Annotated in this window: 8 protein-coding genes; 5 read left to right on the forward strand and 3 right to left on the reverse strand. The window is 29.3% G+C overall.

From position 1 onward, the window contains the following. Nucleotides 1-37 precede the first annotated feature (37 nt). Together PHEL85_RS01025 and PHEL85_RS01030 are read right to left on the reverse strand one after the other, a co-directional pair. Nucleotides 38-2,644, reverse strand: a complete 2,607-nt coding sequence (locus tag PHEL85_RS01025) for an AsmA-like C-terminal region-containing protein (RefSeq protein ID WP_156109068.1) — start codon at nucleotides 2,642-2,644, stop codon at nucleotides 38-40. Between the two features lie 162 nt (nucleotides 2,645-2,806). Continuing rightward, complete coding sequence (locus PHEL85_RS01030) at nucleotides 2,807-3,130, reverse strand: YbaB/EbfC family nucleoid-associated protein (protein ID WP_036819920.1); 324 nt, start codon at nucleotides 3,128-3,130, stop codon at nucleotides 2,807-2,809. 63 nt (nucleotides 3,131-3,193) lie between these two features. Here PHEL85_RS01030 and PHEL85_RS01035 point away from each other — a divergent pair, with 63 nt between their 5' ends. From PHEL85_RS01035 to PHEL85_RS01055, 5 genes are all read left to right on the forward strand, one after another. Continuing rightward, on the forward strand, nucleotides 3,194-5,377 hold the full coding sequence (locus PHEL85_RS01035; RefSeq protein WP_410477239.1) for a S9 family peptidase: 2,184 nt from the start codon (nucleotides 3,194-3,196) through the stop codon (nucleotides 5,375-5,377). Between the two features lie 158 nt (nucleotides 5,378-5,535). Beyond that, on the forward strand, nucleotides 5,536-6,531 hold the full coding sequence (locus PHEL85_RS01040; protein WP_036819924.1) for a PLP-dependent cysteine synthase family protein: 996 nt from the start codon (nucleotides 5,536-5,538) through the stop codon (nucleotides 6,529-6,531). An 83-nt stretch (nucleotides 6,532-6,614) separates the two neighbouring features. Beyond that, nucleotides 6,615-7,862, forward strand: coding sequence for an aminotransferase class I/II-fold pyridoxal phosphate-dependent enzyme (locus tag PHEL85_RS01045; RefSeq protein WP_036819926.1), 1,248 nt, complete (start codon nucleotides 6,615-6,617; stop codon nucleotides 7,860-7,862). 250 nt (nucleotides 7,863-8,112) lie between these two features. Then, complete coding sequence (locus tag PHEL85_RS01050; protein ID WP_036819928.1) at nucleotides 8,113-9,873, forward strand: hypothetical protein; 1,761 nt, start codon at nucleotides 8,113-8,115, stop codon at nucleotides 9,871-9,873. 2 nt (nucleotides 9,874-9,875) lie between these two features. Next, the gene (locus tag PHEL85_RS01055) at nucleotides 9,876-10,628 is read left to right on the forward strand and encodes a hypothetical protein (RefSeq protein WP_036819930.1); all 753 of its coding nucleotides are present in this window, start codon (nucleotides 9,876-9,878) and stop codon (nucleotides 10,626-10,628) included. A gap of 498 nt (nucleotides 10,629-11,126) precedes the next feature. Here PHEL85_RS01055 and PHEL85_RS01060 read toward each other — a convergent pair whose 3' ends face one another. Continuing rightward, on the reverse strand, nucleotides 11,127-11,921 hold the full coding sequence (locus PHEL85_RS01060) for a carbonic anhydrase (RefSeq protein WP_036822926.1): 795 nt from the start codon (nucleotides 11,919-11,921) through the stop codon (nucleotides 11,127-11,129). Between the last annotated feature and the right edge of the window lie 228 nt (nucleotides 11,922-12,149).

Raw genomic sequence — 12,149 nt, forward strand, 5'->3', positions numbered from 1 at the left:
ATAAAAAAACGAAAGCAATTTGCTTTCGTTTTTATGTTTATTTATAAAGAAACTTAATTTTTTTCTTCTTACCAAATAAGTTTCCTAAAACATCTTTTACTTTATCTTCTACCTTCTTTCCTTCTTCGATAGAGTCTTTCTTGGTAGTACCAATGCCAATTAAATCTTTTAATTTGTCTTTACCTTGGTCTATCAGACTGTTTTTTTGTTTTTCAACCAAATCTTTTATCAGAGTTGCTGTTGCATCTTTTATGTTAGATGTAAAACTGGGACTTCCAAAACTACCTGTTAAGTTTCCTTTTACAGGAATACTTTTTATTGAAGCGGCATCTTTTGCAGTTAGTTTCGAAATTAAATTAGTAACATCGGTTCCTAAATACTTTACAGGAACGTCAAAAACAATATCATAATTCATTGTTTGATCAAAACCATGAGTTCCTCCAACTTCTATAGCAATATCTTTATATTTAAGTGGAATAGGTTTTACGGTTACTAAACCATTTTCAAAAGAAAACAAGCCTGTTGCTTCATGTAAATTTAGTTGGTTTACATCTAAAAATTTCACTTTTTCCCCTAAAGTGGTTAACATTTTAGAATTGCCTGCTTTTAGTTTGGTGTCTAATAACTGACCTAATAAATTTCCAGAAATGGTTTTTAAATTAGGTGTCATATCATCATTTAAATTTCCAGAAACAGTAATTGTAGAATTCATTTTGCCTTCAATAGCTTTGGCAATAGGAGCTATAGATTTTAGCATTTCTAAATTCCCAAAAGAGTCACCAACATTTAACTGATTTAAATTTAAATCCATTTTAAATTTAGAAGTAGTTCCTTTTGTAGATACATTTCCATTAAAAGCGATATTTCCACCAAATACATCTGACTTTACGTTTTTTAAATCTACTTTTTCGTCATGAATAAAAACATCACCAGAAACGTTAGAAAGGTTTACGTTATCATAAACAACTTTCTTAGCATTAGCTGTAAGTTTAACATCTAAAAAAGCAGGGATTTTTAAAGAAGAACTATGTTCTTTATCATCTTTAGTTTTATCAATCGAAATAAAATCGGCCACAATAAGGTTGTTAGAATTTAAAAGAAAGTTTCCTTTTAATACTTCATCCTTAAAAATAAATCCATAGAAATTATCAAGGTTTCCTTTTATAGCCAAATCAGAGGTTCCTGTTTTTGCTTCAAATTCGTTTAGCTTTATAGAATTTGTATTGAAAGAAATACCTGTTTTGTTAATGTAAAAAGGCTTTGCAACATCTGTTCCTTCATATTTAAAATCTCGAATTGTAATTTCTCCAGCGTTTTTAATGTTTTGGTAACGTCCTTTGTCTACAGAATTCATATCAAAATTAGTGGTAATATCCGCTTTTAGAATACCAGCCAATTCCTTTTCTAATGGAGCAGGATACACTTTGCCAATATTAGCCAAATTAATGGTTCCTTTTGCAGCAATATTTATATTTGGATTTGTGGTAATATTTCTAAAATTTCCGTTTGCAGAAAATACATCTTCATCAATTTTAAAATTAAGTTTATTGATAGTTACATAGGTGTCTTTTGTTAATCCTGTTGTGTTAATTATTTTAGAATCAATGTTTATGTTTTTAACAGATTTAGGTAAATCGGCATATTTAAAAAGCGCATTTTTTGAAACGATATTAATATCAAAAGCAGGAATAGTTTTGTCAGACAAAGTACCTTTTACAACACCATTTACTTCAAAATTACCTTCTGTTTTTATCGTTTTTAAGTTTCCAGCATATTGTTTTGGTAACAAGGCTAATGCATTTTTAAAGGAAGAAGTTGGTGTTTTAAAATGGAGGTCATAAAACTGATTATCCTCTATCAATTGAATAAAACCATCAAATTCTAAAGGCAATTGATTTATGTAACCCGTGTTTTCTTTAAAAGAGTATTTGTTGTTTTTTAAATCGATACCAAGTATAGCATCCAAAGAAATTTTTACCTTATTGATGTAATTTGTTTTGTCTAAATCAAAAGATAAAAAGCCCGTTGTTTTTGTATCGAGATTAAAAATATCTTCAGCAAAATTTCCTTTACCAGAATGATAAATACTATCAATACTTACTTTTGTGTTGCTATCTCTATCTACATAATTAAAATTGATGTCTGCCAATTCATACTCTTCAATATTTAGAGAAAAAGTACTTTCTGAGGCTGTAGTTGCATCTATAGTATTTTTCTTGGCAATATCAAAATTCCCATTTCCTTCTTTGTTGAAAATAATATTTATATTTCCATTAGAAGAAGTAATGCTTTTAATGGCAATGGTTTCATTTTCCTTTTTAAGCAGCTCCGTAACTTTCATATCTAAACTTAAAGCTTTCGCATTAAACAATGTATCGCCTACAAAAGGAGCTTTATTAGCTACAGCCAAATCATTAACTGTTAAACTTAGTAAAGGGAAATTTTTAAAAAGACTAAGGTCTGTATCTTTAAAAGTTACTGTAGCATTTATATTGTTATTAATGGTGTTTTTTACCATTGCTACAATCTTATCCTTAAATACATAAGGAACAGCTATTAGGGCAGTTAATAATAGTAAAGCAGTAATAGTAATCCACTTTATAATTCTTTTACCCATTGATTTTTTCTTTTTTTCGGTATTCATCAGTATACTTTTTGCTAGATTAATTGGCAAGCGCAAAAATACAAATTAAGAGCTTGTTAGAATGTTTATAGAACGTTAATTGTATAAGAATGTTTTATAAAAAAAAAGCACTGTAATTATTATTAAATTACAGTACTTTTTTGTGTTTATGATGTATTTATATTATTTAAACATGTCCATACCAGGTATATTTGGCATGCCGCTTTTTGCAGCTTCAGCCATTTCTGCTTCGTTAATTTTAGTTGCTTTTTCTAGAGCTTTGTTCAATGCTAGAATTAAGTAATCTTCTAATTCTTCTGCATCCTTAAGTAAAGCTTCGTCTATAGAAATTGCTTTAATTTCTCTATTAGCTGTTAAAGTTATTTTTAGTTTTCCATCTACCGCTACTTCATCAACCAAAACAGAATTTAATCTAGCTTTTGTTACCTCTACATTTTTTTGTGCTTCTTTAAGCTTATTCATCATTCCTGATAAGTCTCCAAACATTTTGTTATTTTTTTTATGTTGTACAAATTTAGTATTTTTATAAGGAATTTAAATCACTTAAAAATGAGAAAAATAGTTATTCCTTTCATCGTATTAAGTCTTACATTTGCAATCGCTTGTAAAAATGAGACCATGAAAAGTACAGATGCAAAAACTCCAGTAGCAGCTAAAGAGCCTACAAAACTAGAAAAACACGGAGATGTTAGAGTAGATAATTATTTTTGGATGCGTTTGTCTGACGAACAAAAAAATGCTTCAGATAAAGATGCACAGACTCAAAAAGTAGTCAATTATTTAGAGGAAGAGAATGCATATTATAAAGAAGTAACCAAGCATACCAAACCATTTCAAGAAGAATTGTTCGAAGAAATGAAAGGTAGAATTAAAGAAGATGATTCTTCTGTACCCTATAAAGACAATGGATATTTTTATATTACAAGTTATAAGGTTGGAAATCAGTATCCTATTTACAGCCGTAAAAAAGGAAATTTAGAGGCAAAAGAAGAAGTACTTTTTAATGTAAATGAAATGGCCAAAGATTTCGATTATTATCAATTAGGAGGTTTAAATATTTCTAATGATAATAAACTGGTTGTTTTTGCAACAGATACTGTGAGTAGAAGACAGTATTTTTTAAGAATCAAAAATCTTGAAACAGGCGAAATTTATAAAGATAATATAGAAAATAGTACAGGAGGTTCTGTTTGGGCAAATGATAATAAAACTATTTTTTATACTAAAAAAGATCCTGTAACTTTACGTAGTTCAAGTATTTATAGACACGTTTTAGGTACGCCAACATCAGAAGATGTAGAAGTGTATCATGAAAAAGATGATACCTTTGGTACGTATGTAACCAAGTCAAAATCAGATAAATATATTATAATTGGTTCTTACAGTACTATTTCTACGGAAGCAAGGTATTTAGATGCTGATAATCCAACAGGAGAATTTACAATTATTCAACCAAGAGAAAGAGATTTAGAATACGAAGTTTCTCATTTTGGAGATCATTTTTACTTGTTAACAAATAAAGATAAAGCACTCAATTTTAAGTTGATGAAAACACCAGTTTCTAAAACAACTAAAGAAAATTGGGTTGATGTTATACCACATAGAGATGATACGTTGTTAGAAGGTTTTTCAATATTTAAAGATTATTTAGTATTAGAAGAACGTACCAATGGTTTAAATAGAGTAAGAATAAAACGCTGGGATAAAAAGGACGATTATTACCTACCTTTTAACGAAGAAACTTATGCTGTAGGTGTGTATGCAAATCCAGATTTTGATACAGATATCATTCGTTACTCATACAATTCGTTTACAACACCAAGTTCTGTTATTGATTTTAATATGAAAGATCAGACTAAAGATGTTAAAAAAGAACAAGAAGTTTTAGGTGGCAAATTTCAAAAAGAAAATTACATCAGTAAAAGAGTTTGGGCAACTGCCAGAGATGGCAAAAAAGTTGCTATTTCTTTGGTGTATCATAAAGATACCGACTTAAATAATAATACACCAGTATTGCAATATGCTTATGGTTCTTATGGTTATACTATACCAGATAGTTTTTCTACCACACGTTTAAGTTTATTAGACAGAGGTTTTGTGTATGCTTTAGCACACATTCGTGGAAGTGAGTACTTGGGAAGAGAATGGTATGAAGATGGTAAAATGCTGAATAAGAAAAATACCTTTAACGACTTTGTAGATTGTTCTAAATATTTAATTGACAACTCTTACACATCTCCAGAACATTTATATGCAATGGGAGGTTCTGCAGGAGGTTTGTTAATGGGAGCTATTGTAAATATGAACCCAGAATTGTATAACGGAATTATTGCTTCTGTACCTTTTGTAGATGTAATTTCTACGATGTTAGATGATAGTATTCCATTAACTACTGGAGAATATGACGAATGGGGAAACCCGAATGACAAAGAGTATTATGATTATATAAAATCGTATTCACCCTATGATCAAATAACTTCAAAAGACTATCCAAATATTATGGTAACTACAGGTTTTCATGACTCACAAGTACAGTATTGGGAACCAGCAAAATGGGTAGCTAAATTACGTGAATTAAAAACAGACAATAATTTATTATTATTAGATACAAATATGGAAGCAGGCCATGGTGGTGCTTCTGGTCGTTTTGATGCTTTAAAAGAAACCGCTAAAATGTACACGTTCTTTTTAGCTTTAGAGGATAAATTAGGCGTTGTAAAAATTAAGTCTTAAAACGGTTTACATATTTAAGTATTAAACGTACTTTTGCGTTTGAAATCAAAGAAAAAATAAGTGTCATTGCGAGCGTATCGAAGCTCTCTTTTTTAATAATTACGAAAGGTTTTCGGTTTGCAAATCGTAATGACATTTACTTTGAGAATAGTGAGAGAATGACTAGAAATAAAGGAATTACAAATTCAATATTAGAGTTAGTAGGAGAAACCCCACTAATTAAACTTCATAAGATTACAAAAAATCTACCGGGTTCATATTACGCAAAGTTTGAAGCTTTTAACCCAGGACATTCAGCAAAAGATAGAATAGCAAAACACATTGTAGAAGACGCAGAAAAAAAAGGAATCCTTAAAAAAGGAGCTACTATAGTAGAAACTACTTCAGGTAACACTGGTTTTAGTTTGGCAATGATTAGTATTGTAAAAGGCTATAAATGTATTTTAGCTGTGAGTGATAAATCTTCTAGAGATAAAATAGATTTACTAAAGTCTATGGGAGCAGAGGTACATGTTTGTCCTGCAAATGTTGCACCAGAAGACCCAAGATCTTATTATGAAGTTGCGAAGGCAATCCATAGGAAAACAAAAAATTCTGTTTATATCAACCAGTATTTTAATGAGCTAAATATAGAAGCACATTACAGAACTACCGGACCAGAAATTTGGGAACAAACAGAAGGTAAAATTACGCATTTAGTAGTTGCAAGTGGAACTGGAGGTACTATTTCTGGTTCAGGAAAATACTTAAAAGAGCAAAATCCAGAAGTTAAAATTTTAGGGGTGGATGCTATTGGTTCTGTCTTAAAAAAATACCATGAAACACAAGAACTCGATTTAAATGAGGTAAGTCCTTATAAAATTGAAGGTTTGGGTAAAAACTTAATTCCTACTGCTACCGATTTTGATGTAATTGATATCTATGAAAAAGTATCTGATAAAGATGCCGCTTTAGAGGCTAGGAATATTGTAAAAAAAGAAGGTATGTTTCCTGGGTACACAAGTGGTGCAGTTATGCAAGCAGCCAAACAATACGCAGCTAAAGAAATGTTTACCAAAGATAGTTTTGTGGTCTTAATTTTTCCTGATCATGGGTCTCGTTATATGAACAAAATCTATAGTGATGATTGGATGAAAGAGAACAATTTTTTGTAAGTAGAATAGAACCGTTCACAATTTGATAAACTGCAAAAAAAGCGGTTACTTTGCAGTTCGAAGAAAAATAAAAAAAAGAGAACATGGCGATAGATTTATTTGAAAGAATAGAAGCAGATAAAGGACCTTTAGGTAAATGGGCAAAACAAGCAGAAGGCTATTATGTTTTTCCTAAATTAGAAGGACCTATTTCTAATAGAATGTCTTTTAATGGTAAAAAAGTAGTTACCTGGAGTATCAATGATTATTTAGGTTTAGCAAATCATCCTGAAGTTTTAAAAGTAGATGGTACTGCAGCTGCAGAACATGGTATGGCCTATCCAATGGGAGCTAGAATGATGTCTGGTCATACAAAATTCCATGAACAATTAGAGCAAGAATGTGCAGAATTTGTTGAAAAAGATGCTGCTTATTTAGTGAATTTTGGATATCAAGGAATGGTATCTGCAATTGATGCTTTGGTAACAAAACACGATGTTATTGTTTATGATATGGATACTCATGCATGTATTATAGATGGTGTTCGTTTACATGCTGGTAAACGTTTTGTGTATAAGCACAATGACATGGAAAGTTTTGAGAAAAACATTAAGCGTGCAAAAAAAATGGCAGAAAAAAACGGTGGAGGAATTCTAGTAATTTCTGAAGGTGTTTTTGGAATGCGTGGAGAGCAAGGTCGTTTAAAAGAAATAGTTGCTTTAAAAAAAGAATATAACTTTAGACTTTTAGTAGATGATGCTCATGGATTTGGAACTCTTGGAAAAGACGGAAAAGGAACAGGAGTAGAACAAGGAGTACAAGACGAAATAGATGTTTATTTTGCAACTTTTGCAAAATCTATGGCAGGTATTGGTGCTTTTTTTGCAGGAAATAAAGAAGTAATACAGTATTTACAATACAATATGCGTTCTCAAATGTTTGCAAAATCGTTGCCAATGGCAATGGTAAAAGGAGCATTAAAACGTTTAGATATGTTGCGTACAATGCCTGAATTAAAAGCTAAATTATGGGAAAATACCAACTCTTTACAATCTGGTTTACGTAAAGCAGGTTTCGATTTAGGAACCACGCAAACATGTATTACACCGGTATTTTTAAAAGGAGATATTCCTGAAGCAATGGCAATGGTAAATGATTTACGTGAAAACCACGGAATCTTTTGTTCTATTGTAGTATATCCAGTTATACCAAAAGGATTGATCATTTTAAGATTGATACCAACAACAACACATACACAAGAAGACATTGACGAAACGATTACTGCTTTTTCTGCAATTAGAGAAAAATTAGAAAACGGAACGTATAAAAAGGTTGCAGCAGCAATGATGTAATTCTTTATCAAAATTAATATTTAAAAAACCTCACAAATTTGTGAGGTTTTTTTGTTAATATGTTATTCTAACTAAAGAATGCCGTCAATTTCACAAGAAAAAAACGATGGTTTTCTTCACATCGTTTTGCCATTTCGAGACATAAAGTAATCTGTTATTTGTTGTTTTAATAATTACCTATTTGTAGGGATAATTTTTATACAAAAAACCAATTATATTTGTATAACTAACTTCCTAAACTACTATACAAATGTTTAAAAGAATAATTTTATTGGTTATGCTTAGCAGTTGCTACCTAGCCAGTTACGCACAGCAAAATGCACCTATAGATCTTGTAGTAGAATTTGATGCTTTTACAGGTTTGTTAAAAAGTGAATTACCCTACGATGTAAGTTTTAACATGAAAATTAAAATTTCTAAAACACTTAAAATAAAAAAAGTAAGTTTTAGAAAGTCTAGAATTAAATTTAGTGAGTTAAAATACTTTATAAAACTAAGGTCGCAACAATTTAAGGAAGACAGAAACAGAGATAAAACCATTAACTTTTATTATGAGCCAATTAAAGAGGATGATAAGCATCATTATTTGGTTTTAAATATGAATCCTTTGGCTCCCAATACAAGTTATGATATTTCTATTCTAGAAATGTTTACAGGAGAAGCTATGGAAACACTTCATAAACTAAATAGCTACATTAAAAATAATTCTAATACTGTATTTAAGGAATTTATAGAAAAAGAAAAAGGAATTTTATCAAGTACTACAATAGCAGAACCAATCGATTCTACGATAAGAAACCAAAAACTTAGAACATTTTATTCAGGCATTATAAAGAGTACTTCTGTAAACAATCGTTTTTATAAAGATAAGGCGTTTAAAAAAATATTTGATCAATACATAAAAGTAATCAAACAAAAAAGTAATGCTACGTTAGATAATAATTTTAATTATATAGGAGAAGCACCTTACAATTTATCTACATACAAGGCTATTTATGATGATAAATTAAAGGAAGATTATGAAGCTTTAGATGCTATTTTTTACATAAAGAAAAGTATGATTGAAGAGCTTATTAATACGCCAACGCTTGTAAATTTTTTAAAACTTTTTAAAAATGGTAAAGAGTTTAATAATGAGCCCAAAGAATATTTATTATCCTCTAAACTAATAGCAAATTTAAAATCTTTTAGTAACGAAAAAATTATTCAAATTTTAAAGGGTAGAGGTTCTATTGTTGGTAATGCAAACGATGAATTAGTTTCTGAGTATGATTTAGATGCAAGGTTATTATATACACAAACAAATAAAAAGGCGTTTAACACTTTAATAGAAGATATAAAGTCTGTGCGTTTGTTTATAGGTTTGGTAAAAGATATTGGTAGTGAATTTGATGTTGAGATTAGTAAATTTCTTACTGATATTTTACCTTTAATAGAAAATATGGATGCTATTATTAAAAGCATTGACAAAATTGTAAAGAGCAATTTAGACTTGCAAAGAAATACAAAAGAAGAGTTATTGTTTGCAAATACGTTTATGAGTACCATTTCTTCGGAATCAAGTAAATTAATTATACCCGACTTTGGTCTTGTTTTAGGTATTGATGAAAATAATAATTTTTTACGTCCGTTTTTGGGAGCAAATATCAATTTTGGGCCTGTTAATAAAGACATTAGAACAAAATATTTATCGAAAGAATTACCTCCAGGAAGCAATAAGTATTTTAGATATTTTAGACAGCATTTTTCTTTAATGATAGGTGTAAGTATAGGCACTATTAAGGTCGAGAATAAAAGAGAAGACTTATTTGATGGAGTAAATTTAATGACGGGTTTGTCTTATAGACCCACAAGATTAACAAGGTTTTCTTCTGGAGTTTTATGGTATAATAGTGTAGATCCAAACCCAACAGTATCCGAAAAAAGATTAGCAGGTTTATGGTATTGGTCGCTGTCTTTTGATATAGAGTTAAAAAAACAAACGGGATCTACTTTAAATAAATTCTTTTAATTATGAAACAGATACTAAGCCTTTTACTTTTCATTTTTTTAATTGTTAGCTGTAATCAATTTAAAAACATTGAAGCACCTGATGTTATTAGTATAATGGCAACCGATGATGTATATAGCATTCCTGCTGATAATAATTCTACCATTAAAATTACTTCTTATATTTCAATAGATTCAGATTCCGATAAAAGAGAGATAGAATTTATTACAACTGCTGGTGTTTTTACAGAAAACTCCAAACAAACTTTAACAAAAACAGCAAAAGACACTCTATCAATAAATAGATTAAAATATTTAAGTGCTACAGTATATTTAAAATCTAGTAATATTGTTTCTAGTGATGTAAAAGTTACTGCTAAAACCTTTGCTTATCCAGCATCAGTTAACTTAGCATTTACAGAAGCTGCTGCCAAAGCTTTGAAAATTAGTTCGAATATATTTGGTATGGATAATTCCTTTGAGTCTGAAGCTTTGTTAACAGTTAATGTTAATTCTGAAACGGGTTTTCCTTCTTCTGGGTATGAAATTGAATTTTTGGTTTTAAATGCTAATACAAATATTCCATTTTCTAATCCAAGATTTAGAGAAGAAAAATTAAAATTAAATGCTAATGGTTTAGGATCAGCTAAATTTACAGCAGGAAATTTACTATTAAATGGTAGTACGTTTAAAGGTGATTTAAAGATTATAGGAAGGTTAAAGAATAATGAAACTATAACAGATACCTTAAAATTTAATATTTATAATCCGCTTTAACGCCTTTAATTAATTTAATATTTGTGATTGCATATTGCACTATACTTTACAAAGCATAAGAGTGAAGCAAGCTCATATTGAAGTTTTTGGGGTAAAAATAATGAGTTTGCTTCACCTTACTATGAAGGGGTTTTCTTTTACAAAGAATTTGTATTATTTTATTTACTTTTTATCTTTTATTAAATATAAAGCTATAAAAGAGTTTTTGATATGATTAATATCAGTTTTGTGTATTTTAAATTTTGGAGACAAGAAAATGTATCATTCTTAGAATGATTTGTTCTTATAAACGTATAAAATATTTTAGGAATGTTATTAAAGGTAAAGCAATCTCACGATGAGTTGGGGTAGGATAATGAGATTGCTTTTTTCTTTAATTAAATAGTATCTGTCTTAAAAATATAAAGTAGGGGTTTTAAGACGAATCAAAAATAGGAAGAATACTTTTTCACATATATGACATTTATCATCTTTTGAAAAAAAATAATAATATTTTTTTTAATCGTGTATATTTAAAGAAACCACTCTACCGTTTAGAGGTTGTTCGTTTCTATAATTATTTTTAGGCATGTTGTTTTTAAGTTTTAAAACTTCTTCTACAGATACAATAATAGGATTTTTAAAAATAACCCAGTTTACACTTTCTGTACAGGGAGGTGTTGTTAAAGAACCTCCATAAGAATAGAAATCGGTATTTTGAGGAAATAAAGTAGCTAAATCTAAAGATTGGTGTATTTCTTTGGTTTTGTTTTCTGCAATAGGTAAAAAGCTTTCAAAAAACTCAAATAACTGACTTTCTTCTCCTTCTTGCGCTAAAATACCCATTACAGTATATTCATTCGTTTTATTTTTATGAACCAAATGAATTTCTAATGGATAACGAATTCCATTAATTGTATGTTCTGAAGATTCATGAAAATGTATTTGCATTAAATGATAAGTATCTCCATGATATTGAATAGAATCTCCTGCTTCAAAATTAAACTGAATAGAATGTCCGTTATTTATAACTTGATTTAATTCTGTTTTTGGAGAATACAAGATATTTAAAGGATTTTCTTTCTGTTGCGTAGGTTTTACATGAATATCTATTATATTAATGGGAGATTGACTTTTACCATCACAATCAGAATTTTTTTCTATTTCTGCCCAATGTTCTGGAGAAGTTTCCCCTTGATACGTCCAATGAGGATGTGTTTCTTTTTTGTGTGCCTCTTTTTGTTCTTTTTTAGAAGTACAAGATGTGATGCTAAATAATGCAATAGTTACGAAAGTGAATAGAACCTTTTTCATGGTTTTAATATATTTTAAGATAGATTTGTTTCTAGTACAAATGTTGTTAATTATCAAAAATGATTACCTAACATTTATCATGTTTTCTAGTAAATTAAGAAATCGGTTTCGTAATCCTATTAAATTAATAGTAAGGGAGTTGCTTATTATATCGAATTATTATTAGGTTGATGTGAAAATTTTACAAAAAAAAACCTCATCATTTTGCAATGATGAGGTTTGTATTTC

Origin of the sequence: Polaribacter sp. Hel1_85 (genome assembly GCF_000766795.1) — a bacterium.
Classification (GTDB): Bacteria; Bacteroidota; Bacteroidia; order Flavobacteriales; family Flavobacteriaceae; genus Polaribacter.

Excerpts from the sequence above, each read along its gene's own strand:
- PHEL85_RS01030 (WP_036819920.1), bottom strand. The coding sequence starts at position 3,130 with ATGTTTGGAGACTTATCAGGAATGATGAATAAGCTTAAAGAAGCACAA.
- PHEL85_RS01050 (WP_036819928.1), top strand. The coding sequence starts at position 8,113 with ATGTTTAAAAGAATAATTTTATTGGTTATGCTTAGCAGTTGCTACCTA.
- PHEL85_RS01055 (WP_036819930.1), top strand. The coding sequence starts at position 9,876 with ATGAAACAGATACTAAGCCTTTTACTTTTCATTTTTTTAATTGTTAGC.
- PHEL85_RS01025 (WP_156109068.1), bottom strand. The coding sequence starts at position 2,644 with ATGAATACCGAAAAAAAGAAAAAATCAATGGGTAAAAGAATTATAAAG.
- PHEL85_RS01040 (WP_036819924.1), top strand. The coding sequence starts at position 5,536 with ATGACTAGAAATAAAGGAATTACAAATTCAATATTAGAGTTAGTAGGA.
- PHEL85_RS01045 (WP_036819926.1), top strand. The coding sequence starts at position 6,615 with ATGGCGATAGATTTATTTGAAAGAATAGAAGCAGATAAAGGACCTTTA.
- PHEL85_RS01060 (WP_036822926.1), bottom strand. The coding sequence starts at position 11,921 with ATGAAAAAGGTTCTATTCACTTTCGTAACTATTGCATTATTTAGCATC.
- PHEL85_RS01035 (WP_410477239.1), top strand. The coding sequence starts at position 3,194 with ATGAGAAAAATAGTTATTCCTTTCATCGTATTAAGTCTTACATTTGCA.